Origin of the sequence: Rhodoplanes sp. P11, assembly GCF_964266735.1 — a bacterium.
Classification (GTDB): Bacteria; Pseudomonadota; Alphaproteobacteria; order Rhizobiales; family Xanthobacteraceae; genus Rhodoplanes; species Rhodoplanes serenus.
Genome location: NZ_CAXWGY010000001.1, coordinates 1,291,088 through 1,314,043 on the forward strand (window position 1 = coordinate 1,291,088; position 22,956 = coordinate 1,314,043).

The 22,956-nt window shown below is 70.3% G+C and carries 22 protein-coding genes; 16 read left to right on the forward strand and 6 right to left on the reverse strand.

The window, feature by feature from the left end:
- Positions 1 to 168 precede the first annotated feature (168 nt).
- Positions 169 to 1,953, reverse strand: coding sequence for a class I poly(R)-hydroxyalkanoic acid synthase (phaC, locus tag ACFQUV_RS05645; RefSeq protein WP_244601409.1), 1,785 nt, complete (start codon positions 1,951 to 1,953; stop codon positions 169 to 171).
- A gap of 699 nt (positions 1,954 to 2,652) precedes the next feature.
- On the opposite strand from phaC, the gene ACFQUV_RS05650 reads away from it, so the two are divergent.
- From ACFQUV_RS05650 to ACFQUV_RS05690, 9 genes are all read left to right on the forward strand, one after another.
- Positions 2,653 to 2,967, forward strand: coding sequence for a hypothetical protein (locus ACFQUV_RS05650; RefSeq protein WP_129609194.1), 315 nt, complete (start codon positions 2,653 to 2,655; stop codon positions 2,965 to 2,967).
- 160 nt (positions 2,968 to 3,127) lie between these two features.
- On the forward strand, positions 3,128 to 4,345 hold the full coding sequence (locus tag ACFQUV_RS05655) for an LL-diaminopimelate aminotransferase (protein ID WP_129609195.1): 1,218 nt from the start codon (positions 3,128 to 3,130) through the stop codon (positions 4,343 to 4,345).
- A gap of 135 nt (positions 4,346 to 4,480) precedes the next feature.
- A complete protein-coding gene (locus tag ACFQUV_RS05660) occupies positions 4,481 to 5,824 on the forward strand; it encodes a homoserine dehydrogenase (RefSeq protein ID WP_111388255.1) in 1,344 nt (447 codons plus the stop codon).
- A 49-nt stretch (positions 5,825 to 5,873) separates the two neighbouring features.
- On the forward strand, positions 5,874 to 6,896 hold the full coding sequence (gene glpX / locus ACFQUV_RS05665; protein WP_111388256.1) for a class II fructose-bisphosphatase: 1,023 nt from the start codon (positions 5,874 to 5,876) through the stop codon (positions 6,894 to 6,896).
- A 130-nt stretch (positions 6,897 to 7,026) separates the two neighbouring features.
- A complete protein-coding gene (gene recJ, locus ACFQUV_RS05670) occupies positions 7,027 to 8,832 on the forward strand; it encodes a single-stranded-DNA-specific exonuclease RecJ (RefSeq protein WP_129609196.1) in 1,806 nt (601 codons plus the stop codon).
- Between the two features lie 182 nt (positions 8,833 to 9,014).
- The gene (locus ACFQUV_RS05675; protein WP_111388612.1) at positions 9,015 to 9,209 is read left to right on the forward strand and encodes a hypothetical protein; all 195 of its coding nucleotides are present in this window, start codon (positions 9,015 to 9,017) and stop codon (positions 9,207 to 9,209) included.
- A gap of 18 nt (positions 9,210 to 9,227) precedes the next feature.
- On the forward strand, positions 9,228 to 9,440 hold the full coding sequence (locus ACFQUV_RS05680; RefSeq protein WP_129609197.1) for a hypothetical protein: 213 nt from the start codon (positions 9,228 to 9,230) through the stop codon (positions 9,438 to 9,440).
- Between the two features lie 33 nt (positions 9,441 to 9,473).
- Positions 9,474 to 9,698, forward strand: coding sequence for a hypothetical protein (locus tag ACFQUV_RS05685; protein ID WP_111388610.1), 225 nt, complete (start codon positions 9,474 to 9,476; stop codon positions 9,696 to 9,698).
- A gap of 109 nt (positions 9,699 to 9,807) precedes the next feature.
- Positions 9,808 to 10,026, forward strand: a complete 219-nt coding sequence (locus ACFQUV_RS05690; protein ID WP_111388609.1) for a hypothetical protein — start codon at positions 9,808 to 9,810, stop codon at positions 10,024 to 10,026.
- Positions 10,027 to 10,148: 122 nt separating this feature from the next.
- Here ACFQUV_RS05690 and ACFQUV_RS05695 read toward each other — a convergent pair whose 3' ends face one another.
- The 5 genes from ACFQUV_RS05695 to ACFQUV_RS05715 all read right to left on the reverse strand — a co-directional run bounded on the left by ACFQUV_RS05695 (position 10,149) and on the right by ACFQUV_RS05715 (position 16,575).
- The gene (locus ACFQUV_RS05695) at positions 10,149 to 11,840 is read right to left on the reverse strand and encodes a methyl-accepting chemotaxis protein (RefSeq protein WP_129609198.1); all 1,692 of its coding nucleotides are present in this window, start codon (positions 11,838 to 11,840) and stop codon (positions 10,149 to 10,151) included.
- 628 nt (positions 11,841 to 12,468) lie between these two features.
- A complete protein-coding gene (locus ACFQUV_RS05700) occupies positions 12,469 to 14,157 on the reverse strand; it encodes a methyl-accepting chemotaxis protein (protein ID WP_129609199.1) in 1,689 nt (562 codons plus the stop codon).
- 102 nt (positions 14,158 to 14,259) lie between these two features.
- Positions 14,260 to 14,595 carry a hypothetical protein gene (locus ACFQUV_RS05705; protein WP_129609200.1) on the reverse strand — a complete coding sequence of 112 codons (336 nt, stop codon included), beginning with the start codon at positions 14,593 to 14,595 and terminating at the stop codon, positions 14,260 to 14,262.
- Positions 14,596 to 15,233: 638 nt separating this feature from the next.
- Positions 15,234 to 16,145 carry an ROK family protein gene (locus ACFQUV_RS05710; RefSeq protein ID WP_129609201.1) on the reverse strand — a complete coding sequence of 304 codons (912 nt, stop codon included), beginning with the start codon at positions 16,143 to 16,145 and terminating at the stop codon, positions 15,234 to 15,236.
- Positions 16,146 to 16,356: 211 nt separating this feature from the next.
- The gene (locus ACFQUV_RS05715; RefSeq protein WP_111388220.1) at positions 16,357 to 16,575 is read right to left on the reverse strand and encodes a hypothetical protein; all 219 of its coding nucleotides are present in this window, start codon (positions 16,573 to 16,575) and stop codon (positions 16,357 to 16,359) included.
- A gap of 474 nt (positions 16,576 to 17,049) precedes the next feature.
- On the opposite strand from ACFQUV_RS05715, the gene ACFQUV_RS05720 reads away from it, so the two are divergent.
- The 7 genes from ACFQUV_RS05720 (at position 17,050) to tgt (ending at position 22,917) form a co-directional block, all read left to right on the forward strand.
- Positions 17,050 to 17,973: a hypothetical protein gene (locus ACFQUV_RS05720; protein WP_129609202.1), complete on the forward strand. Its 924-nt coding sequence runs from the start codon at positions 17,050 to 17,052 to the stop codon at positions 17,971 to 17,973.
- Positions 17,974 to 18,096: 123 nt separating this feature from the next.
- Positions 18,097 to 18,714 (forward strand): LysE family translocator, encoded by a 618-nt coding sequence (locus tag ACFQUV_RS05725; protein WP_129609203.1) that lies wholly within the window; start codon positions 18,097 to 18,099, stop codon positions 18,712 to 18,714.
- A gap of 65 nt (positions 18,715 to 18,779) precedes the next feature.
- Positions 18,780 to 19,289, forward strand: coding sequence for a pantetheine-phosphate adenylyltransferase (gene coaD / locus ACFQUV_RS05730; RefSeq protein WP_129609204.1), 510 nt, complete (start codon positions 18,780 to 18,782; stop codon positions 19,287 to 19,289).
- A gap of 128 nt (positions 19,290 to 19,417) precedes the next feature.
- Complete coding sequence (locus tag ACFQUV_RS05735; RefSeq protein WP_129609205.1) at positions 19,418 to 19,981, forward strand: peptidylprolyl isomerase; 564 nt, start codon at positions 19,418 to 19,420, stop codon at positions 19,979 to 19,981.
- A gap of 65 nt (positions 19,982 to 20,046) precedes the next feature.
- Entirely contained in the window at positions 20,047 to 20,517 is a 471-nt protein-coding gene (locus ACFQUV_RS05740) for a peptidylprolyl isomerase (RefSeq protein ID WP_129609206.1), read from the forward strand.
- 196 nt (positions 20,518 to 20,713) lie between these two features.
- On the forward strand, positions 20,714 to 21,796 hold the full coding sequence (queA, locus tag ACFQUV_RS05745) for a tRNA preQ1(34) S-adenosylmethionine ribosyltransferase-isomerase QueA (protein ID WP_129609207.1): 1,083 nt from the start codon (positions 20,714 to 20,716) through the stop codon (positions 21,794 to 21,796).
- Complete coding sequence (gene tgt, locus ACFQUV_RS05750; RefSeq protein WP_129609208.1) at positions 21,793 to 22,917, forward strand: tRNA guanosine(34) transglycosylase Tgt; 1,125 nt, start codon at positions 21,793 to 21,795, stop codon at positions 22,915 to 22,917. Before queA ends, tgt begins: the two co-directional genes overlap by 4 nt.
- Positions 22,918 to 22,956 lie beyond the last annotated feature (39 nt).

Genomic DNA, 22,956 nt, shown 5'->3' on the forward strand with positions numbered 1-22,956 from the left:
CCCCGAGCGTCCGGGAGAACGAGCGGGGCGATCATCGGCCCGGGCGTGGCGGTCGCATTGATGCGGCGCAACTCTTCGGCTCTCGACGGAGCCGGCTCCCGACGGAGCCGGCCGGAGCGGGGCGGGCTGTAACGCCCCCGTGAGGACGTGCGGGCGCGATGCCGCCGATCAGGCCCGCACCTTGACGTAGCTGCCGGGTGCATCCTCGATCGCCGGATAGCCGGCGACGCTGCCCGGGATGCGGGCCGGCACCTCGCTCGGATCGAAGTGCCGCACCCAGCCGAGCCAATGCGGCCACCACGAGCCCGGATGCTCGGTGGAGCGCTTGATCCACGCCTCGACGTTCTCGCCCTGCGGGCGCGCGCCGGTCCAGTATTGGTACTTCTTTCCGGCCGGCGGATTGATGATGCCGGCGATATGCCCCGAGCCGGCGCAGACGAACTCGACCTCGCCGCCGAACATCGAGGCGCCGATATAGACGGACTCGGCCGGTGCGATGTGATCCTCGCGCGTCGCCACCGTGTAGATCGGCACCAGGATCTTCTTCAGATCGAGGGTGACGCCGTCGATCTCCATGGCGCCCTTGCTGAGATTGTTGTCGAGATAGCAGTTGCGCAAATAATAGGAGTGGTTGGCGGCCGGCATCCTGGTCGAGTCGGAGTTCCAGTAGAGGAGATCGAACGGGAACGGCTGCTCGCCCTTGAGATAGTTCGAGATGATGTAGGGCCAGACCAGATCGTTGGAGCGCAGGAAGTTGAAGATCATCGCCATCTTGCCGCCTTCGAGATAGCCGTGCTCGGCCATCTGGCGCTCGATCGCCTCGATCTGGGTCTCGTCCGACGTGAACAGCTTGAGATCGCCGCCGCGCTCGAAGTCCACCTGGGCCGTGAACATGGTGGCCGAGCGGATGCGCTCCGCCGTGCTCACCGCCGACAGGTACGCCATGGTGATCGACAGCATGGTGCCGCCGACGCAGTAGCCCAGCGTATGGGCGGACGGCGCGCCGGTGATCTTGAGGACGATGTCGAGCGCCTCCAGCGGGCCTTCGCGCATGTAGTCCGCGAAGGTCTTCTGGGCGAGATGCTCGTCCGGGTTCACCCACGAGATGGTGAACACCGTGATGCCGTTGTCGACGCAGTACTTGATGAACGACTTCTCGGGATTGAGATCGAGAATGTAGTACTTGTTGATCCACGGCGGCACGATCAGCAGTGGCGTCTTCAGCACCGTCGGCGTGGTCGGCGTGTACTGGATGAGCTGCATCAGCTCGTTCTGATACACCACCTTCCCGGGCGTGATGGCGAGGTTGCGGCCGACCTCGAACTTCGAGTTGTCGGACTGGCGGATCTTCAGCTCGCCGTGGCCCGCCTCGATGTCCTCGGCCAGCATCTTCATGCCGCGCACCAGGTTCTCGGCGTTCGACTGGAGCGTCAGACGCAGCAGCTCCGGATTGGTGAACACGAAGTTGGAGGGGGCGATCGCGTTGACCACCTGCTTCATGTAGAAGTCCGCCTTGCGGCGGGTGACCGGATCGAGCCCCTCGGCGTCTTCCACGAGGTGATTGGCGAGCCGGCTGGTGACCAGATAGGCCTGCTTGAGGAAGTCGAAATAGGTGTTGCTCGACCACTCCGGATCGGAGAAGCGGCGGTCGCGCGGGTCCGGCACCGCGATCGGCGGCGAGGTCTCACCGGCGAGACGCCGCATGGTGTTGGCCCACAGGTCCAGATAGGCGTGGCCGATCGAGGTCTGGAGCTCGATGGCGCGCTTGGCGTCGCGCATCCAATACTCCATCACCTTGCCGAAGGTGGTGACGACGTCGATGACCTGCTGGGGCGGCTCGTCGTGGATCTTGCCTTCCTCGCGCGGCTTCATGAACGCGGCCAGCGCCCGGCCGCCTTGCTCCATCATGCGGGCCACGTTGGTGGCGAACTTCTCGATGTCGACATGCGGCACCTCGTGGGCCGCGTCGGCGTCCGGCTTGGCGGTCTTTTCAGACTTCGCCTCGGATTTCGCCTCTGCGGGTTTCGCCTCGGGCTTCGCCGCCGCTGCGGCTGGAGGCTCCACGCTCTTCGGCGGCTCCACGAAGGCCGGCTGCGAGGCTGCGGCTTCGGTGGCGCCGGGCGGCGTCGGAGCCGCGGGCGTGGCGGGAGTCGCTGGCGGCGCCGGCTCGGCCGCCGCCAGGACGGGCTGCGGGGCGGGAGAGGAAGCGGGCAGGGGGGCCGAACGAGGGGGGGCCGCCGCATCGCCGTAGCTCAGGGGAGGCAGGCCGCTCTCGCCGCCGGATGCTGCATCACCGTCGCGGCCGGGGTGGGCGCCGTTGCCGGCGTGACCGACCTCGCCGGCGATGTCCTGCGTCGGCGCCTCCGTCGATGCCTCGGCGATCGCGGCGGGCAGCGGCGGGGTACCGGGGGCGGGCGTCACGGGCGAGTCCTCGGCGGTGTCCATCGGTGGCGCTCCTTGGTTTGGACATATTATGACTGTACCGCAGCCGTCGGCCCAGCCGTCACGTTCGTCCGCCGATTAAGATGTTGGTCAGTGCGCGCGATGTCTAGAACCGTTCCCCGGCATCGGCGTGACACGCGGTCCCGTGACGCGCGCTCCCATCACATATGCTCCCGCGACATTGGCTCCCGCGACACCGGCTCCCGCGACATGCGCGATCTGCTGCATCGTGATGCGCTGCACCATGCCATGCCGCGTCGCGTCATGCGCCTGATCGCGGTCGCGGCTCTCGCCGGCGCGCTGGTAGGCTGCTCGTCCATTCTGTCCGAGATGCCTCAGGCGGTCGGTGGCCTCCCCGAGGGTGTGCCCGATCGTCCCGCGACGGCGCCCGGCTTTCCGTCCGTGAACGACCTGCCGCGCCAGCGCTCCGACGCGCCCCTCACCGAGGCCGAGCGCAAGAAGGTGGTCGACGATCTCGCTGCCGCCCGCGCCGCCGCCGCGCGGCGCGCCGCCGGCGCGCCCTGAACTCCCGGTCCCTTCCTCCATCCGGGACCGTCTCCGACACGGCGCCCGACGGACCATCGACTCCCGCCTGACGCCAAGCTTTTCCGAACCGGCAGTCCTCGTGCTAGAACCCCGCGGACGAGCCGGTCAGGACCGATCTCGCAGCCGAGGTTTTGACATCATGGAAGAATTTCACCGCATCCGCCGTCTGCCCCCCTATGTCTTCGAGCAGGTGAATCGCGCCAAGGCCGCGGCGCGCAACGCCGGTGCGGACATCATCGACCTCGGCATGGGCAATCCCGACCTGCCGGCCCCGGCCCATGTGGTCGACAAGCTCAAGGAGACGGTGGGCAAGACGCGCACCGACCGCTACTCGGCCTCCAAGGGCATCGCCGGCCTTCGCCGCGCCCAGGCCGCCTATTACGGCCGCCGCTTCGGCGTGAAGCTCAATCCCGACACCCAGGTGGTGGCGACGCTCGGCTCCAAGGAGGGCTTCGCCAACATGGCGCAGGCCATCACGGCGCCCGGCGACGTGGTGCTGGTGCCCAATCCCAGCTATCCCATCCACGCCTTCGGGTTCCTGATGGCCGGCGGCGTCATCCGCTCGGTGCCGTGCGAGCCGGGACCGGAGCTGTTCCACGCCATGGAACGCGCCGTGATGCACTCCATCCCCAAGCCGCTCGCGCTGGTGGTGTGCTACCCGTCGAACCCGACCGCCGAGGTGGCCGATCTCGACTTCTACAAGGACGTGGTCGCCTTCGCGAAAAAGCACGGCCTCATCGTGCTGTCCGACCTCGCCTATGCGGAGGTCTATTTCGACGACAACCCGCCGCCGTCGATCCTCCAGGTGCCGGGCGCCTTCGATGTCGCGGTCGAGTTCACCTCGATGTCGAAGACGTTCTCGATGCCGGGCTGGCGCATGGGCTTCGCGGTCGGCAACGACCGGCTGATCGCCGCGCTGGCGCGGGTGAAGTCGTATCTCGACTACGGCGCCTTCACGCCCGTCCAGGTGGCGGCCACCGCCGCCCTCAACGGGCCGGAGGACTGCATCCGCGAGATGCGCGAGATCTACAAGCGGCGCCGCGACGTGCTGGTGGAGAGCTTCGGCCGCGCCGGCTGGGACATCCCGCCGCCGCGCGCCTCGATGTTCGCCTGGTGCCCGATCCCCAAGCCGTTCGACACCCTCGGCTCCATCGAGTTCGCCACCATGCTGGTCGAGAAGGCCGAGGTGGCGGTGGCGCCGGGCCTCGGCTTCGGCGAGCACGGCGACGGCTATGTGCGCATCGCGCTGGTCGAGAACGAGCAGCGCATTCGCCAAGCGGCCCGCAACTTGCGCCGCTTTCTTGAAAGCGGACCTGAAAAGTTGCACAACGTCGTGCCGCTGGCGCAGTCGCGCTGAGGCAGCAGTCCCGGCGCGGTCGCCGGTCTTCGGCGGCCGTCTCCGGGATTCGCTTTTCCGGCGGGTTTCTTCAGCGAAACGAAACCCGCCCGTGGTTGACGTCTTTCCGAACATTCGCCGCGAGGTTTCTCTCACATGGTTGCGCCGCTCAAAGTCGGTCTCGCGGGACTGGGTACCGTCGGCGGGTCGGTCGCGCAGCTTCTGCACCGGCAGGAGTCGAACGCCCCGGAGTCGAACGTGCTCGGCGCGCGCTGCGGCCGGCCCGTGCGGCTCGTCGCGGTCTCGGCCAAGGCCGAATCCGAGATGCAGGCGCTCGGCATTCCGGGCCTGCGCTGGGTGGCGAGCCCGCAGGCGCTGGCCACCGATCCGGAGATCGACGCCTTCGTCGAGCTGATGGGCGGTGAGGGCGATCCGGCCAAGTCCGCCATCGAGGCGGCGCTGTCGTCCGGCAAGCCGGTGGTGACCGCCAACAAGGCGCTGATCGCCCGTCACGGCGTCGCGCTGGCGACGCTCGCCGAGCGCAGCGGGGCGGCGCTCAACTTCGAGGCGGCGGTGGGCGGCGCCATCCCGGTGGTGAAGACGCTGCGCGAGGGCTTCGCCGGCAACTCGTTCGACCGCGTCTATGGCATCCTCAACGGCACCTGCAACTACATCCTGTCGCGCATGGAGAGCGAGAAGCTGTCCTTCGCGGACTGCCTGCGCGAGGCGCAGCGGCTCGGCTATGCCGAGGCGAATCCGACCTTCGACGTCGACGGCCACGACACCGCGCAGAAGATCGCCATCCTGGCGAGCCTCGCGTTCGGCGTGCAGGTCGATCCCGATGCCGTCTATGTCGAGGGCATCTCGTCGATCACCCCGGAGGACCTCGCGGCCGCCGCCGAGCTCGGCTACCGCATCAAGCTGCTCGGCGTCGCGGTGCGCACCGAATCGGGCATCGAGCAGCGCGTCCACCCGACCATGGTGCGCCTCGATTCGCCGCTCGCCCAGGTGATGGGCGTCACCAATGCGGTGACCATCGATCCCGCCGGCTTCTCGCCGATCACCCTGGTCGGCCCCGGGGCGGGCGGTGCCGCCACCGCCTCCGCCGTGGTGGCGGATCTCGCCGACATCGCGCGGGGTGCGCGGGTGCGGCCGTTCGCCCGGCCGGTGGCGGATCTGGCCGGCAGCCGGCGCGCTCCCATGCAGCGGCACGAGGGCGGCTATTACATTCGTCTCCTCGCCGTCGATCGTCCGGGAACTTTCGCGACCATCGCGCGTCATCTCGCCGACGAGCAGATCTCCCTCGAATCCATCGTGCAGCGGCGTCGCAACGGCGGCCCGCACGGCGGCGACGATCCCGACGGCACGCAGTCGCCGGCTCCCATCATTCTGGTCACCTACGCGACGACCGAGGACGCGGTGCGCAAAGCCTTGCGCGAGATCAAAAACCGCGGCGTGATCGCAGGTAACCCTCAGGTCATCCGCATCGAGAAGAACTGACCGGACCGCGCCGCGGTCCGGTCGCAGTGAAAAGGACGTGGTCGTGAGCATGAGCGAGCTCGTCAGGGGCGATCGAAGCCAGACCGCCGCACTCCGTCAGCGCGAGACACTGGACCGCGTCCTCTCGATCGAGATCGTGCGGGTGACCGAGCGGGCCGCCGTGGCGGCCGCCCAGTGGCGCGGTCGCGGCAACGAGAAGGCCGCCGATCAGGCCGCCGTCGATGCCATGCGGCGCGAGCTGAATCGGCTGCCGATCTCCGGCACCGTGGTGATCGGCGAGGGCGAGCGCGACGAGGCGCCGATGCTGTTCATCGGCGAGCATGTCGGCAACGGCAAGGGGCCGAAGGTCGACATCGCGGTCGATCCGCTCGAGGGCACGACGCTGTGCGCCAAGGCGATGCCGGGTGCGATCGCCACCATGGCGATGGCGGAGGGCGGCTCGCTGCTCAACGCCCCCGACGTCTACATGGACAAGATCGCCATCGGTCCCGGCTACTCGAAAGGCGTCGTGGATCTGGACGCGCCGCCCGAGCAGAACATCCGGGCGCTCGCCATGGCCAAGGGCGTCAAGCCCGAGGAGATCACGGCGCTGATTCTCGATCGGCCGCGGCACGCCGATCTGATCGCCGCGGTGCGCCGCACCGGCGCCTCGGTGCAGCTCATCACCGACGGCGACGTCGCCGGCGTCATCCACACGGCCGATCCCGACACCACCGGGGTCGACATCTATCTCGGCATCGGGGGCGCCCCGGAAGGGGTGCTGGCCGCGGCCGCGCTGTCGTGCATCGGCGGCCAGTTCCAGGGCCGGCTGATTCTCGACAACGAGGAGAAGCGCGAGCGGGCGCGCCGCATGGGCATCCGCGATCCGAAGAAGAAGTATCAGCTCGAGGACCTGGTGATGGGCGACTGCGTGTTCGCCGCCACCGGCGTCGTGTCGGGCTCGCTCCTGCGCGGCGTCCGCTTCCGCCCGGGCCTGATCGAGACCGAGACCGTGGTGATGCGCTCCACCACCGGCACGGTGCGCTGGATCAGAGCCGAGCACCGCCAGTTCCAGAAGTTTCAGATGGGGTGAGGCGGGCTTTCTCCGTGTCATTCCGGGGCGCGCCGAAGGCGCGAACCCGGAATCCAGCCACGGGGGTGGAGCCTGCCTCTGGATTCCGGGTTCGCCGCTGCGCGGCGCCCCGGAATGACCAAGCCCCCTCATGACCCCGCCTCCCTTCCTCGGCGTCGAAAAATCGGTCACCGGCCGCGTCTGGCGCGACCGGCTGGACGAGCGCGGCGCCGCGCGGGCGCTCGCCATCGTGCAGCGCCACGGCACGCCGGAGCTGCTCGCCCGCGTGCTGGCCGGCCGCGGTGTCGAGCCCGATGCCGTCGAGGCGCATCTCGACCCGACCATCCGGCGGCTGATGCCGGACCCCGACCGGCTCACCGACATGGCGGCGGCGGCGGCGCGGCTCGCCGACGCGGTGCTGCGGCGCGAGCGCGTCACCGTGTTCGGCGACTACGACGTCGACGGCGCCACCGCGAGCGCCCTGATGACGCTGGTGCTGCGCCAGTGCGGGCTCGATCCCGACATCTACATCCCGGACCGCATCTTCGAAGGCTACGGCCCGAACGTCGAGGCGATCCGCCAGATCGCCGCCCGCGGCACCGGGCTGATCGTCACGGTCGACTGCGGCACCGCCAGCCACGCCCCGCTCGCCGAGGCGAAGCGACTCGGGTTGGATGTCGTCGTCGTCGACCATCACCTGGCCGACGAGACGCTGCCGCCGGCGGTCGCTCTGGTGAATCCGAATCGTCAGGACGATCTCTCCGGGCTCGGCCATCTCGCCGCCGTCGGCCTGGTGTTCATGACCGTGGTGGCGCTGGTGCGCGAGCTGCGCCGCCGCGGCTTCTGGACCGACGCGCGGCCGCAGCCCGATCTGCTCGCTTATGTGGATCTGGTGGCGCTCGGCACCGTCGCCGACGTGGTGCCGCTGGTCGGCCTCAACCGCGCCTTCGTGGCCAAGGGGCTGATCGGCATGCGGCGGCGCGAGCGGCCCGGCCTGACGGCGCTGATGGACGTGGCGCGGCTCTCGGGCCCGCCGGAGGCGTGGCATCTCGGCTTCCTGCTGGGGCCGCGCATCAACGCCGGCGGGCGGATCGGCCGCGCCGATCTCGGCGCCCGCCTGCTCACGCTCGACGATCCGGTGGAGGCCGGCACCATCGCGGCCGAGCTCGACCGGCTCAATCGCGAGCGTCAGGCGATCGAGCTCGCCGCCGTGGCGGAGGCCGAGGCGGAGGCAATGGCGGCGCTCGGCCACGACGAGAAGGGGGCCGTGGTGGTGACGGCGGCGGCCGGCTGGCATCCGGGCGTCGTCGGCCTCGTCGCGGCGCGGCTGAAGGAGCGCTTCGGCCGGCCCGCCTTCGCGATCGCGCTGGAGCCGGGCGACACCGGCACCGGCTCGGGCCGCTCGATCCCGGGGGTCGATCTCGGCCGCGCCGTGGTGCGGGCCGTTCACGAGGGCCTGCTGGTGAAGGGCGGCGGCCACGCCATGGCGGCCGGCGTGACGCTGAAGAAGACCGCGCTCGCCGCCTTCCGGGCCTTTCTGGAGGAGGCGCTGGCGCCGGCCGTCGAGCTGGCGCGGCGCGATCAGGCGCTGAAGATCGACGGCGCCGTCTCGGGCGCCGCCGTCACGCCGGAGCTGTGCCGCACGCTCGCCCAGGCGGGGCCGTTCGGCTCCGGCAATCCGGAGCCGGTGCTGGCGCTGCCGTCCCATGTGGTGGCCTATGCGGACGCCGTCGGCCAGGCCCATGTGCGGCTGCGGCTGAAGGCGGGCGACGGCGCGATGGTGGAGGCGATCGCCTTCCGGGCCGCCGGCCAGCCGCTCGGCCGCGCCCTGCTGGAGAGCCGCGGGCAGCGCGTGCACGTGGCCGGCTGCCTGGCGGTGGACCGCTGGCAGGGCGCCGAGCGGGCGCAGCTCCGCGTGCTCGATATCGCCGGCGCCGATCCCACCGGGCTGCCCTGAACGACCGTCCGCCCGGGTGGTGGCGGACGGCCGGCATCGGCCCCCGGGCCGGTTGCTCCTTGCCTCCGTGGCGTCTTTCCGGCCGCGTGACGAACCCCTGTGGCGACAGGGCGTTGGCCTCCTGACCGTCCGTCGTCGGCGCCCGCGCCGGCGCCGGTCGAGACCCACGAAGGAGGCACCGAATGACCGCCAAGCCCCCGCCCGTTCCTCCCGAGAATCAGAGCCCGAAGGGCACCGGCGATCCCAAGACGCCGAGCACCGACGACGCCGCGCACGGCCACACCGCCGAGGTCGCGGGTCGCAACGTCGATCAGCAGGGCCGCCAGGGCAACAGCAAGATCAACACCACCAACCAGGGTTATCAGCAGGACCGCTGACCCCGCGCAGGAGCGGTGATGTCGACTTCCAAGAAGATCCCCAGCAGCATCCGTCAGGGCGGGCCGGGCTCCTCCCACCAGGATGCCCACGAGCCGCGCCGCGATCTGAAGCCACCGCCGGACGATCCGCAGCGCACCCGCAGCGACGTCTCCGGCGGGGGTGGCGTCGCCGACCGCCATCACACCCACGAGCCGGAGCGCAAGGGCGGCGGCACGCGCCCCGCTCACTGAGCCGCGTCGTCACTTCACCAATCAGGACAGCGCATGAGCAAGCATCTCAAGACCAGCCGCCCGCTCGACAGCGACCTCCACCGCAATCCGCTGATCGGCGGATCGAAGGGGCTCGGCATGGCCCAGGTCACTCCGGACGAGCTGGAGGAGCTGGCCGGTGCCAACACCATCGAGGGCGATGTCGAGAACGACACCAACCGCCAGGGCGGCATCGACAAGGCGGTGGCGCGCAGCGGCCGCGGCGCCCCGCACAAGTGATCGGATCGCCCGCGCCGTGGAGCCGCCCCAGAGCGGCCGCGGCGTCTCGCACGTGACGTGCGATCAGGAATGACCCGCCAGACAATGACCCGCCAGACGAGGACAACAGATGGCCAATGCGAGCAAGAAGCACTTCGGTCCGGGCGTGCAGGGCAAGGGCGACGGCACCGGCGGCACCACCGATATCGTGCCGGAGCAGATCCCGGAGAACGGCGTCCTGTCGAACCGTGACAAGGCGCGCCATCCCGAAGGACGCGGGCTCGACGGCAAGTTCGTTCAGTCGGAGCAGTTTCGCGACCACAGCATGGACCGCCAGATCGACGACTGACGCAGAAGGCCCGCCCCCAAGAGGGAGGCGGCGGTTCTGAATGCAGAGCGCCCGGGCCGTGAGGTCCGGGCGCTTCGTCGTCGGGGGATCGGTCGCGGCGGTGGCCGCCGGCTGTGTCGTCGTCAGGCCGCCCGGATGCTGGTCAGGAACTGCACCAGCTCGGTCTTCAGCCGGGTGCTCTCGCTCGACAGCGAGCGCGCCGACGCCAGCACCTGGGAGGAGGCCGAGCCGGTCTCGGCGGCGCCGCGGTCGACCTCGGCGATGTTGCCGGCCACCTCGGTGGTGCCCTGCGATGCCTGCTGGACGTTGCGGGCGATCTCGCTGGTCGCCGCGCCCTGCTCCTCGACGGCGGCTGCGATCGTCGCGGCGATCTCGGCGATGCGCCCGATGGTGCCGCCGATCTCCTTGATGGCCGCGACCGAGTCCTGCGTCGCCTGCTGCATGCCGGCGATCTGGGCGCCGATCTCGCCCGTCGCCTTGCCGGTCTGGGCGGCGAGTGCCTTGACCTCCTGAGCCACCACGGCGAAGCCCTTGCCGGCCTCGCCGGCGCGCGCCGCCTCGATGGTGGCGTTCAGGGCCAGCAGGTTGGTCTGCTCGGCGATCGCCGTGATCAGCTTGACGACATCGCCGATGCGCTGCGCCGCCTGCGACAGCTCGTTGATGCGGCCGTCGGTCTGGCGCGCCTGCTGCACCGCCTCGCCCGCGATGCGGGTGGATTCGTGCACCTGGCGGCCGATCTCCTGCACCGACGAGGCCATCTGGTTGGTGGCGGAGGCGACCGACTGCACGTTGGTCGAGGCGTGCTCGGAGGCGGCCGCCACCCGGGTGGACAGGCGCTGCGTGGTCTCGGCCGAGCGGGTGAGGGTGGAGGCGGCGGCTTCCAACTCGGTGGAGGCCGACGACACCGTCTCGACGATCTCGCCGACGGCCGATTCGAACGTGTCGGCGAGGCGCTGCATCTCGCGCTTGCGCTCCGCCGCGGCGCGCTGGTCGGCTTCGGCCTGCGCGGCGGCGTCGTGGCGGGCCTTCTCGGCGGCGCGCAGCTTGAAGGCTTCCACCGCCTCGGCGATCTCGCCGATCTCGTCCTTGCGGCCGACGCCCTCGAGCACGACCTCGAAATCGCCCTCGGCGAGCCGGTGCATGCCGGTGGTGAGTCGGCCGACCGGACGCGAGATGCCGAACTGAGCGATCGCCACCCCGATGGCCAGCGCAATGGCGATGCCGATCCCGATGATCAGGTAGGTGGCGGTGACCGAGCGGGCGCTCGCCGCCGTCAGCGCATCGGTGCCCTCGGCGATGGCGCGCTCGATCTGGCGGCCGGCGGCGATCACGTCGGCCAGGGTGGCGTTGATCAGCGGATCGACGCTGGTGCGCAGCAGGGTGGTGGCTTCCTCGTTGCGGTTCTCCAGGGCGAGCGCGATCACCGGCTGGCTCGCCTTGTCGATGGCGCGCACGTCACGTTCGAGCTTGTCGAACAGCTCGGCGTGGCGCGGCATCTTGGCCTTGCCGATGGCGAGCTGCTCCAGCGCGAAGTTGAACGCCTCGGTCACCTTCGGCGGAATTTTGCGGTACTCGACCTCGTTGGTCTCGGCGATCATCCGGTAGAGATACATCTCGTACTGGTAGAGCCCGCGGTTGAGCCGGATGGTGGCGGTGCGGGCCGCCGAGTCGTTCTCGATGAACTGCGAGTAGCTCTGCTCGAGATGCTGAATCTGCGTGCCGGCATACCAGGCGCCGAAGCCCGCGATGCTGGCCAGCATCACGATGACGGCGAGAATTTTGGGCAGGATACGAATGCGAGTCAGTAGTGACATGACGTTCTCCGGCCGTCGACGGAATATGCGACGGCAGACACTCGGTGGAACGGCTGCGTTCCACCGTCGCGAGGTGACGGGAGGTCGAAAGGTGAGGTCGGGCGTTGGTGGATCGACGGAGGGCTCGAAATCGCGCCGGGGATGACGGGCACGTGCGTGTCATCTCCGTTGCGGCAGACGATACTGGCGGCCAAAACTTAACAATGAATTTCGCCAAAAGTCCCATGAATATGGGCACATATCTAGTCTTCTCGGGAAACCAAATACCTCTAGGCTAGGCTTTAAACCTGAGGTTTTCCGCCGCAGGGTTCACACTGCTGAACAGCGGTGGCGCACCGGCTCGGCCTTCAACGTCGGGACGTGTGTGCGGCCGAGCGCCGGCGCGTGGCCGCGACAGGGGGCCGCAGCATCACCGTCGGGCCGGCCACCCCTGCGCCGATGTCGATGAACAAAGATAACGCCCGGCAAGAAAACGCCCTGCAACAAAAACGCCCGGACTTGGCGTCCGGGCGGAGGGGGTGAGCGGGATGTGCCGGGTGATCCCCGGTCTCGGTTGTCGGCGCATCGACCGGCGCGGCCGGCCGAGCGTGTCGGTTCGCCGGCGCGGGGGCGCCGGCAACGAGCCGCGTCAGGCGGCCCGGATGGTGACCAGGAACTTCGAGAGCTCCAGCTTGAGGCGGTTGCTCTCGCTCGACAGCGACTGCGCCGACGACAGCACCTGCGAGGAGGCCGAGCCGGTCTCGGCGGCGCCGCGATCGACCTCGCCGATGTTGCTCGCCACCTCGGTGGTGCCTTGTGATGCCTGCTGGACGTTGCGGGCGATCTCGCCGGTCGCCGCGCCTTGCTCCTCCACGGCGGCCGCGATGGTCGAGGCGATCTCGGCGATGCGCCCGATGGTGCCGCCGATCTCCTTGATGGCGACGACCGAGTCCTGGGTCGCCTGCTGCATGCCGGCGATCTGGGCACCGATCTCGCCGGTCGCCTTGCCGGTCTGCGCGGCCAGCGCCTTGACCTCCTGAGCCACCACCGCGAAGCCCTTGCCGGCCTCGCCGGCGCGCGCGGCCTCGATCGTCGCGTTGAGTGCCAGCAGGTTGGTCTGCTCGGCGATGGCGGTGATCAGCTTGACCACATCGCCGATGCGGCTCGCCGCCTGCGACAGCTCGTTGATGCGCCCATCGGTCTTCTCGGCCTGCTTGACGGCCTCGCCGGCGATGCGGCTCGACTCCTGCACCTGACGGCTGATCTCGTGCACGGAGGCGGTCAGCTCGTTGGTGGCGGAGGCGACCGACTGCACGTTGGTCGAGGCGGTCTCGGAAGCTGCCGCCACCCGGGTGGCCAGGTGCTGGGTGGTCTCGGCCGTCTGGGTGAGGGTGCCGGCCGCCGCTTCCAGCTCGGTCGAAGCCGACGACACCGTCTCGACGATCTCGCCCACCGCCGCCTCGAAGTTGTCGGCGATGCGGTGCATCTCACGCTTGCGCTCCGCCGCCAGCCGCTCGTCGGCCTCGGCCTGGGCGGCCGCCTCGGCATGCGCCTTCTCGACCGCCTTGCGCTTGATCGCCTCGACGGCGTCGGCGATCTCGCCGATCTCGTCCTTGCGGCCCAGGCCGGCGAGGGCGATGTCGAACTGGCCGTCGGCGAGCTTGCGCATGCCGGCCGTCAGGGCTGCGATCGGCCGCGAGATTCCGAACTGCACGATCGCGAAGGCGAGCGCCAGCACGCCCAGAAAGGCGCCGCCGACCAGTGCGATGGTGAGCCAAATGGTGCTGTTCACCGCGGCGGTGGCGGCGTCCGAGCGCGCCTGCAAGGTCTTCTCGATGTCGGCGGTCACGTCCACCATCTGCCGGCGCAGCGCGGTGTTCTTCTCGGCCATGGCCTTCGACAGCCGCAGGGCCTCGACATTGTTGTCCGCCATGGTGGCCTTCTCGATCACCGGATAGTCGTTTGCCGTGACGTCGGCGAACGCCTGCTCGACCCGGCGCAGCCGGTCCGCCACTCCGGGCAGCAGCTCTTCCGCAGTCTTGATGTTCTTGTTGAACTCCTGGATCGATGCCCGGACCTCCTCGCTGGTCCGCTTCATGTCGGCCATCTCGGTCTCGGCGATGATGCGCCAGGCGAGGCGGCCGAAGTCGAAGATGCGCTGGTTGGCGCGCAGCCCCGCCTTCATGCCCTGGACGTCCTTCTCCAGGATCGACGAGTACTCGGCGTCGATCGCCCGCATTTGGGACGTCGCGTACCACAGGCCGCCGCCGACGACGGCACCCAGCAGCAGGAAGCAGGCGACGATCTTGTAGACGATCTTGAGGTTCGAGAAGTTCATGTCGGGGGCTCCGATCGGCTAGGGCTGAGGAAAGAACGAAACGGGCAAAGCGCGGCAGGCCGGGCTTGAGTCGATGGCAGTGCTGATGACGTCCGGAGCACCTCAGGCGTGAACGGTGCTCAGAAACTTCGACAACTCCAGCTTCAGGCGGTTGCTCTCGCCGGAGAGCGACTGCGCCGACGCCAGCACCTGCGAGGAGGCCGAGCCGGTCTCGGCGTTCAGGCGATACACGCCGAGACCGACCTGGATGGGCGCACGGTTCCGCCGCGCCGACGCCACCCGGGCGTCGGCATCCTCCTCGATGAAGCGGGAATCCTCGGTGTCGATCGCCAGAAGCTTCGCCCCGGAGTGCCACGCCGCGGCACCCGCAACGGCAGCGAGGAGCAGAACGACGGAGAGAATCTTGGGCAGGATGCGGATGCGGGACAGGAGGGACATCACGGTCTCCACGGCAACGTACTCTGCGACACCGCCTCCGGCGGGAGGGGGGTGTATCGATGAATGGAACGTAATACACTGCGTTTGGCCGAGCGGACGCGCCGACCAAGCCGGACCTGCCGCCGCTCCGAGCGCCGACCCGGAGCAACGCACCATCGGAGTCGGTCACCAGGCGAGTGCCTCGCTGGGCGAGAGCTGCACCCTGGTTATGATGCAAACCAATTAAAATTCTATTATAAGAAATAAGTGCCTGATTTATAGTTGGCGATTATTGACGAGACTGTCGAAAAGAACGTTAGAGCCGCTTAATAGACATCTTGGGCTAGAAGTGGTTAAGGAGGCTCGCTCATCCCTTAGCCCAAGGCGACAGCCACATTGAGGTAATTAAATCATGAAATTCTCCACTTGGTGGCATTTCTGTAACTCCTTGGAAGGCCGATGCTGCGCGGTGGTGTGAGGTCGGGGAGGGCTTGTGTAATGTTGGTGTCAGCAACGAGCCGATCGATCTCAGTAAAACTGTAGATTACAGATCGGCAATCTACGGTAGAGATTCACGGGCCGCTGAGCATCGGAGGCGCGGCGCCAGAGCGGTCGGAGACCGCGCCTCGCGGTGAACCCCGCCGGACGGATCGGTTCTGCTACCGCAACACGTCCGTCCCGGGCCACAGCCAGGCGGCGCCGCGCACGCCGCTCGAGTCGCCGTGGCGGTTCTTCACGATGGTGGTGTCGAGCCGATCCGTGAAGGCGTGCCGGGCCACGCGGGACGGCAGTGCCTCATACAGCTCGGCGATGTTGGACAGGCCGCCGCCGAGCACGATCACGTCGGGATCGAGGACGTCGATCACCATGGCGAGGCCGCGCGCCAGCCGGTCCAAGTAATCGTCGAAGCAGCGCCGCGCGTCGGCATCGCCCGATCGTGCCGCCGCCACGATGGCGTCCGGCGTCGCGTCGCGGCCGGTGGCGCGGCGAAAGGCAGCCGCGAAGCCGGGACCCGACAGGAAGGTTTCGATGCAGCCGTGGCGGTCGCAATAGCAGGGCGGCCCGGGCCGCTCGTCGTCGCGCGGCCAGGGCAGGGGCGCATGGCCCCATTCGCCGGCGATGCGATTGCGGCCCGAGACGACGCGCCCGTCGATCACCACGCCGCCGCCGACCCCGGTGCCGAGAATGACGCCGAACACGACGCGGGCGCCGGCCGCGGCGCCGTCGCTGGCCTCCGACATGGCGAAGCAGTTGGCGTCGTTCTCCAGCCGCACCGGCCGGCCGAGCGTCCGCGCCAGGTCGTCGTCGAGCGGCCGTCCGTTGAGGACCGTGCTGTTGGAGTTCTTGAGCAGGCCGGTCGCCGGCGAGATGGCGCCGGGCGTGGCGATGCCGACGGTGCCGTGGCGGCCGAGCGTGCGCTCTGCCGTGGTCACCAGGTCGGCGATGGTGGCGAGAATGCCGTCGTAGTCGTCGGCCGGGGTCGGCACGCGGCGGCGCCACAGCTCGCCGCCATCGTGGTCGAGGGCGATGCCCTCGATCTTGGTGCCACCGAGATCGATGCCGATGCGCATGGCCGGGACGCCCCACCCGCCGCGCCGACCGGGGCGGCCGAGCGCTCGCCGGGCAGGCGATGCCACGCTGGCGGCCTCGCCGCAACCGGCTTCGCCGCAACCGGCTCCACCGCATGGCGCGGCCGCCATGAGCGGCCGGCCGTCGTCGAATGGAAAGGGGGCCGACCTCGCGTTGGCGCGACCGGGGCGCCGTGCGGGTCGGCCCGTCGGGTCAGCCGGCGCGCTGGCGCAGCGCGCTGGCGATCTCGCCGGCGGCGAGGCGGGTGCCGTCGTCGCCCTCGATGAGCACCACGGCGTGCCCGGTCCGGCTCATATGGGCGGCCCAGCCGATCGCCTCGTCCATGGTGGCGAGGTTGCGGTGGAGCAGCCGATCCTTTTCGAGCGGGGAGATGTTTTCGGCGCCGGCCGGCGCGCTGTAGACCCTGTACATGCCGCACTCCTTTGCTGAAGGGGGCCCGACGAGCCGACCCAGCCTGCGCCCGGCCGCGGCGGCTGGATCGATCGGCCCGTCCAGGGCCAAACAACCAGAAACCGGCGGGGTTCGATTGAGCGAGATCAAAGTGCGGCATCGGGGCGCCCAGCGGGCGCCGATCGGGCCGGGCGTGCCGCCGCGCCGGGCACCCACGGCAGTGCCCGCCGCGGCGCCTCCGGCCTTGGTGACGCCGGATTTGCCTCGCAACTCCAGGAGTCCTGCAACTCCAGGAGTCGTGCCAATCCAGGAGTCGTGCAGCTCCAGGGGTCGTGCAACTCCAGGAGTCATGGCGGGATCGCATTTTCGACGGCGAACCGGGTCCCACTTCGCCGGAAAATGCTCTAGGTAGGGCAACCGACGCGCCGGGGCGTCGCGGGTCAACACAGCAGGCGGAGTGTCAGGCGGATGACTGTCCGGGCGAGAACATCGACGATGGCGCGGCTTCTGGCCGATGGGCTCGTGGCCTGTGGGCTTGTGGCCGGCGGGCTTCTGGCCTGCGGGCTCGCGTCGACGGCCGCCGTGGCGCAGACCGACCTGACGGCCGGCAAGAGCCCGGCTCAGGTGTTCTCGTCGGACTGCTCGGCCTGCCACCGCTCGGCCCAGGGATTGACCCGCGGGCGCGATCCGTCCTCGGTGGCGCGCTTCCTGCGCGATCACTACACGTCGAGCCCGGGCCACGCGAGCGCGCTCGCCGGCTATCTTGCCGGGGTCGGCGGGGCCGCGCCGCCGCCCGATCGCCGGGGCCGCCAGCGTCCGGCCGAGGCGACCCCACCCGACGAGGAGCGCACCGCCGAGCGCCCGCCCAGCGCCGGCGAGCCGCGGCCGCCCGCGCCGCTCCGCCAGCGCCAGGCGCCGGCCCCGGCGCCCGAGGGCGAGGCGGCGGCTGCCGCGGCCCCGGGCTCCGCGGCCTCCCAGGCGCAGCCGAGCAAGCGCACCGGCGGGCGGCTGGCCAGCGCCCCGCTCGATCGCCTGCGGCCCTATGTGGCGGCCCACGAGACTGCCAAGCCGGCGGCCGGCGAGGCCGACGACCGGCTGTCGCGCCTCCAGGGCTATGCGACCAGCGGCACCGACATCGACGCCCTGCGCCAGGCGGCGCTCGCTGGGCGGCCCGCCCCCGAGCCGGCGGTCACCAAGCCGGCCCCCGCGGTCCCGCCGGAGACCGGCAGCGGCGCCGAGCGGCCCGCCGACCGCGATCCCGCCCGCGAGCCGCGGGGCGCCGAGGCGGCGGCCCCGCCCAGCCGCAATGGCGCCGGGGCGCCGGCGGCCGACCCGCCGCCGGCCGAGCCGCCGGTCCTGTCCGGACCGCCGGTCGGCAGCGGAGCGCCGACCACCCAGTCCAACCCGGACGAACGCTGACGCCGGCGCCGAGACGATGGGCCGCCTGCCCGGCGGCCCATCCGCTGCGCCGCTCCTGACCCGACCAGCCCGCGGCCGACCGACCGGGTCGCGAGGCGCCGCGCCGAACCGGAGCCGACCGGCATGCTCAATCCCGACCTGTTCGTGCCGTTCCTGGCGATGGTCCTGCTGCTGATCCTGACGCCCGGCCCGGTGGTGACCCTGATGGTGTCGACCGGCGCCCGCGACGGCGCCCGCGCCGTGCTGGCCACCGCCCTCGGCACCGTGTTCGGCAACACGCTGCTGATCGGCGGCGTGGCGATCGGCCTCGACGTGCTGCTGTCGCGGGCCGTCACCGCCTTCGAGGTGATCCGCTGGGTCGGCGCCGTCTACCTGATCTGGCTCGGCGTGCAGGCGTGGCGGCGGGCCGGGCAGGCGGCGCCGCCGGAGCCCGCCCGCGGCAAGGTCCACCTCTCGCGCGGCTTCCTGGTGTCGGTGTCGAACCCCAAGACGGCCGCCTTCTTCACGGCGTTCCTGCCGCAGTTCGTCGACCCGGCACTGCCGTCCGGCCCGCAGCTCGCCGTCATGGTGGCGGCCGCCGTCACGCTCGCCGCCGTGCTGGATGCCGGGTGGGGCCTGATGGCCGGGCTCGGCCGCGGCTTCTTCCTGGCGCCGGCCCGGCGCGTGCTGCTCGACCGCATCTCGGGAACCGTGCTGATCGGCGGCGGCCTGTGGCTCGCCTTGTCGCGGCGGGCCGCATGACGGCGCGGCAGCCCGGCCCCATGGCCCGGCTTGCCGGCGCGACCCGGGCAGGCTAGACCCGCGCGATGCTGCGAACCGCCCTCTATGCCGGCTCGTTCGACCCGGTCACCAACGGCCACCTCGACGTCGTCCGCCAGGCGGTGCGCCTGGCCGACCGGCTGGTGCTGGCCATCGGCATCCATCCCGGCAAGGTGCCGCTGTTCCCGGCCGAGGACCGCGCCGCCATGCTGGAGGAGACCTGCGGGCCGCTCGCCGCGGCGGCCGGCTGTACCATCTCCTGCATCACCTTCTCGGGCCTGGTGGTCGAGGCGGCCCGCGCCGAGGGCGCGGTGGCGCTGATCCGCGGGCTGCGCGACGGCACCGACTTCGATTACGAGATGCAGATGGCCGGCATGAACGGCACCATGGCGCCGACGGTGACGACCGTGTTCCTGCCGGCCTCGCCGCTGGTGCGCCCGATCACCGCCACACTGGTTCGACAGATTGCCGCGATGGGCGGGGACGTCTCCGCCTTCGTGCCGCCGGCCGTGGCCGAGCGGCTGCGGCGGCGTTTCGCCGCCAAGGCCCCCGGCTGACCCTGGACGCCGCCATGACGAGACGCACCGACGAGACGCATCGACGAGACGCATCCCGTCGCCCTCCGTCGTGCGGCCGCCGCGGCAGCCTTCCCTGATCGGCTTTCCGCAACCCGCAAGGACCTTCCATGATCCGCTTGTTCGCTGCGCTCGCCGTGCTCGCGTTCACGCTCGTCGGCGCCGAGGCGCAGCCGCTGCCCGCCGGGCTCGATCCGCAGAACACCGTCCTGATCGACACCAAGGACGGCCGCATCGTCATCAAGCTGCGCAACGATCTGGCGCCGCAGCACGCCGAGCGCATCAAGCAGCTCGCCCGCGAGAAGTTCTACGACGGCGTGCCGTTCCACCGCGTCATCACCGGCTTCATGGCGCAGACCGGCGACGGCCAGTTCGGCAACGGCACCGGCGGCTCCAAGTATCCGAACCTGCCGGCCGAGTTCTCCAGCGTGCCGTTCAAGCGCGGCATCGTCGGCATGGCCCGCAAGGGCGGCGACAACAACTCGGCCAACAGCCAGTTCTTCATCATGCTGGCCGAGACGTCGAGCCTCAACGGCCAGTACACGGTGATCGGCGAGGTGGTGCGCGGCATGGATGTCGTCGACAAGATCAAGAAGGGCTCGGAGGTCGACAACGGTCGGGTGACCAATCCCGACAAGATCGTCCGCATGCAGGTCGCCGCCGACGCGCAGTAGCGCCGGCGCTCCGCTTTTCGCGAGCAACCCTTATTTCGCGAGCAACCAGGGATATTCGAACCATCATGACCGACGCGACCGAGAACACGCTCCTGCTGGAAACCACCAAGGGCCTGGTGACCATCGAGATGCGGCCCGACCTCGCACCCACTCACGTCGCCCGCATCAAGGAGCTGGTGCGCCAGGGCTTCTACGACGGCATCGTGTTCCACCGGGTGATCGAGGACTTCATGGCGCAGACCGGCTGCCCGCACGGCACCGGCACCGGCGGCTCGGGCCAGAAGCTGAAGGCCGAGTTCTCGCGCGAGAAGCACGTCCGCGGCACCGTCTCGATGGCGCGCGCCCAGAACCCGGACTCCGGTGACAGCCAGTTCTTCATCTGCTTCACCGAGGCGCCCTGGCTCGACGGCCAGTACACCGTGTGGGGCCAGGTGACGGACGGCATGGACATCGTCGACAAGATCGAGCGCGGCGAGCCGGTGAAGAACCCCGACAAGATCGTCAAGGCCCGCATGGCGACCGACGCCGCCGCGTGAGGTGATCTGCCGTCACCTCTCGCCGCCTGCGGTGAGAGGCCGGATCGCGACGCGATCCGGGTGAGGGGACCTCGCCGCGAGCGCCTGCGTCAGGCGGCGCCCCCTCGTCCGTCTCGCCGGCTTCGCGGCGAGCCACCGTCTCGCCGCATGTGCGGAGGCGGTGCAGGCGCGCCGCACCTGGCGCAGAGACGTCCTCATGCGCACCGACCTGTTCGATTTCGAGCTTCCCCCTGATCGCATCGCCTTGCGGCCCGTGAGCCCGCGTGATTCCGCGCGACTCCTCGTCGTGCGGCCGAGCGGCGCGCCGGAGCTGGACGATCGCGTCGTGCGTGACCTGCCGACGCTGCTGCGGCCGGGTGATCAGCTCGTCGTCAACGACACCAAGGTGATTCCGGCGCAGCTGTTCGGTCGCCGGCTCGGTCGCGGCGCCGAGGTGGCGATCGAGGCGACCTTGATCGAGCGTCTCGACGGCTCGCGCTGGCGCGCTCTGGTGAAGGGCGCCAAGAAGCTCGCCGCCGGCGACACGGTGCGGTTCGGCGACGAGGGCAAAGTGTGCTTTCTCGGCCAGCTCGACGCCACCGTCGAGGACAAGGGCGAGGCCGGCGAGGTGACGCTGTCGTTCGCGTTCCACGGGCCGGTGCTCGATCAGGCGATCGCCGAGCGGGGCGCCATGCCGCTTCCGCCCTACATCGCCGGGCGCCGCCCGGCCGACGAGCAGGACCGCAGCGACTACCAGACGCTGTTCGCCCGTGAGGAGGGCGCCGTGGCGGCGCCGACCGCCGGCCTGCACTTCACCGACGATCTCCTGGCGCGGCTCGCCGCCGCCGGCGTCGGCCTGCATCGCGTCACCCTGCATGTGGGGGCGGGAACCTTCCTGCCCGTCAAGGCGGAGGACACCGCCGAGCACCGCATGCACGCCGAGCGCGGCCAGGTGAGCGAGGCCACCGCGGCGGCGCTGAACGCGGCGCGGCGGGCGGGCGGCCGCATCGTCGCGGTCGGCTCCACCTCGATGCGGCTCCTGGAGAGCGCCGCCGATGACGACGGGACCATCCGGCCGTTCGCCGGCGAGACCGCGATCTTCATCACGCCCGGCTATCGCTTCCGCGCCATCGACGTGATGATGACCAACTTTCACCTGCCGCGATCGACCTTGTTCATGCTGGTGTCGGCGTTCTCGGGGCTCGACACCATGCGGCGCGCCTATGCGCACGCCGTCGCGACGGGTTATCGCTTCTACTCCTACGGCGACGCGACGCTGCTGTTCCGCGAGACGACATGATATTCGACCTCCACGTCACCGACGGCGCCGCCCGTCTCGGCACTCTCGACACGCCGCACGGCCGCGTGCGCACGCCGGCCTTCATGCCGGTCGGCACCCAGGCCGCCATGAAGGGCGTGCACTGGCACGAGGTGCGCGAGGCCGGCGCCGACATCGTGCTGTCCAACACCTATCATCTCATGCTGCGGCCGAGCGCCGAGCGCATCGCGCGGCTCGGCGGCCTGCACGCCTTCATGGGCTGGCCGCATCCGATCCTCACCGACTCGGGCGGCTTTCAGGTCATGTCGCTCGCCAAGCTGCGCAAGGTGGCCGAGCGCGGCGTCACCTTCCAGTCGCATGTCGACGGCGCCACGGTGGAGCTGACGCCCGAGCGGGCCGTCGAGATCCAGCGACTGCTCGGCTCCGACATCGCCATGCAGCTCGACGAGTGCGTGGCGCTGCCGGCGCCGCCGGCCGAGATCGAGCGCGCCATGCGGCTGTCGCTGCGTTGGGCCGAGCGCTGCAAGCGCGCCTTCGAGGAAGACATGCCGAGCGGGCGGGCGCTGTTCGGCATCGTCCAGGGCGGCGACGTCCCCGATCTGCGCCGTGAGAGCGCGCGGGCGCTGGTCGACCTCGACTTCCAGGGCTACGCCATCGGCGGCCTCGCGGTCGGCGAGCCGCAGGCCACCATGCTGGCGATGATCGAGGAGGTCGCGCCGCTGCTGCCGGCCGACCGGCCGCGATATCTGATGGGCGTCGGCACGCCGGACGATCTCTTAAAGGGGGTGGCGCGCGGCATCGACATGTTCGACTGCGTGCTGCCGACCCGCAACGGCCGTCACGGCCTCGCCTACACGCGCTTCGGCCCGGTCAACCTGAAGAACGCCCGTCACGCCGAGGACCCGCGGCCGCTCGATCCGGAGAGCCCGTGCCGGGTCGCCGCCACGGTGCCGCGCGCCTATCTGCACCACCTGATCCGGGTCGACGAGATGCTCGGCGCAATGCTGCTGAGCATCGTCAACATCGCCTATTTTCAGACGCTGATGCAGGGCGTCCGCGCGGCGATCGCCGAGCGGCGTTTCGCCGACCACGCCGCCGCGGTGACCGAGGACTGGAGCCGCGGCGACGTACCGGCGTTGTGATACGAGATCCGGCCGATCAATTCGGCGGTCATTCCGGAA

Excerpts from the sequence above, each read along its gene's own strand:
- ACFQUV_RS05650 (WP_129609194.1), top strand. The coding sequence starts at position 2,653 with ATGCGCGATCTGCTGCATCGTGATGCGCTGCACCATGCCATGCCGCGT.
- ACFQUV_RS05655 (WP_129609195.1), top strand. The coding sequence starts at position 3,128 with ATGGAAGAATTTCACCGCATCCGCCGTCTGCCCCCCTATGTCTTCGAG.
- ACFQUV_RS05660 (WP_111388255.1), top strand. The coding sequence starts at position 4,481 with ATGGTTGCGCCGCTCAAAGTCGGTCTCGCGGGACTGGGTACCGTCGGC.
- glpX (WP_111388256.1), top strand. The coding sequence starts at position 5,874 with ATGAGCGAGCTCGTCAGGGGCGATCGAAGCCAGACCGCCGCACTCCGT.
- recJ (WP_129609196.1), top strand. The coding sequence starts at position 7,027 with ATGACCCCGCCTCCCTTCCTCGGCGTCGAAAAATCGGTCACCGGCCGC.
- ACFQUV_RS05675 (WP_111388612.1), top strand. The coding sequence starts at position 9,015 with ATGACCGCCAAGCCCCCGCCCGTTCCTCCCGAGAATCAGAGCCCGAAG.
- ACFQUV_RS05680 (WP_129609197.1), top strand. The coding sequence starts at position 9,228 with ATGTCGACTTCCAAGAAGATCCCCAGCAGCATCCGTCAGGGCGGGCCG.
- ACFQUV_RS05685 (WP_111388610.1), top strand. The coding sequence starts at position 9,474 with ATGAGCAAGCATCTCAAGACCAGCCGCCCGCTCGACAGCGACCTCCAC.
- ACFQUV_RS05690 (WP_111388609.1), top strand. The coding sequence starts at position 9,808 with ATGGCCAATGCGAGCAAGAAGCACTTCGGTCCGGGCGTGCAGGGCAAG.
- ACFQUV_RS05695 (WP_129609198.1), bottom strand. The coding sequence starts at position 11,840 with ATGTCACTACTGACTCGCATTCGTATCCTGCCCAAAATTCTCGCCGTC.
- ACFQUV_RS05700 (WP_129609199.1), bottom strand. The coding sequence starts at position 14,157 with ATGAACTTCTCGAACCTCAAGATCGTCTACAAGATCGTCGCCTGCTTC.
- ACFQUV_RS05705 (WP_129609200.1), bottom strand. The coding sequence starts at position 14,595 with ATGTCCCTCCTGTCCCGCATCCGCATCCTGCCCAAGATTCTCTCCGTC.
- ACFQUV_RS05710 (WP_129609201.1), bottom strand. The coding sequence starts at position 16,145 with ATGCGCATCGGCATCGATCTCGGTGGCACCAAGATCGAGGGCATCGCC.
- ACFQUV_RS05715 (WP_111388220.1), bottom strand. The coding sequence starts at position 16,575 with ATGTACAGGGTCTACAGCGCGCCGGCCGGCGCCGAAAACATCTCCCCG.
- ACFQUV_RS05720 (WP_129609202.1), top strand. The coding sequence starts at position 17,050 with ATGGCGCGGCTTCTGGCCGATGGGCTCGTGGCCTGTGGGCTTGTGGCC.
- ACFQUV_RS05725 (WP_129609203.1), top strand. The coding sequence starts at position 18,097 with ATGCTCAATCCCGACCTGTTCGTGCCGTTCCTGGCGATGGTCCTGCTG.
- coaD (WP_129609204.1), top strand. The coding sequence starts at position 18,780 with ATGCTGCGAACCGCCCTCTATGCCGGCTCGTTCGACCCGGTCACCAAC.
- ACFQUV_RS05735 (WP_129609205.1), top strand. The coding sequence starts at position 19,418 with ATGATCCGCTTGTTCGCTGCGCTCGCCGTGCTCGCGTTCACGCTCGTC.
- ACFQUV_RS05740 (WP_129609206.1), top strand. The coding sequence starts at position 20,047 with ATGACCGACGCGACCGAGAACACGCTCCTGCTGGAAACCACCAAGGGC.
- queA (WP_129609207.1), top strand. The coding sequence starts at position 20,714 with ATGCGCACCGACCTGTTCGATTTCGAGCTTCCCCCTGATCGCATCGCC.
- tgt (WP_129609208.1), top strand. The coding sequence starts at position 21,793 with ATGATATTCGACCTCCACGTCACCGACGGCGCCGCCCGTCTCGGCACT.